Annotated in this window: 1 protein-coding gene; it reads left to right on the top strand. The window is 68.4% G+C overall.

What is annotated here, in order from left to right:
- Window positions 1–209 (top strand): hypothetical protein (locus tag AMS65_RS00240; RefSeq protein ID WP_206541945.1); only part of this gene is annotated, 209 nt, incomplete at both ends.

Below are 209 nucleotides of genomic sequence, written 5' to 3'. Positions count from 1 at the left end.
CCATTGGGCTGTGGTTTGCCGTGCCGGTCATCGGCGCCAAGGCCGGCGCGAAGATGCCTGCCGAACAGGTTGCCGTGGCCATGCCTGCGTTGCGTCAGGTGATGGCCATGCTGGCCGTCGGCACGCTCGCTGCACTCGTGGCGCTGCGTTGGCAGAGGCGCACCGTGGCCGTGGTCGTCCTGTCGATCTCGGCCCTGTTCTGCTGGGAC

Origin of the sequence: Leucobacter celer subsp. astrifaciens, from assembly GCF_001273835.1 — a bacterium.
GTDB classification, from domain to species: domain Bacteria; phylum Actinomycetota; class Actinomycetes; order Actinomycetales; family Microbacteriaceae; genus Leucobacter; species Leucobacter celer.
This window is presented reverse-complemented; position numbering and strand designations above follow the sequence as displayed.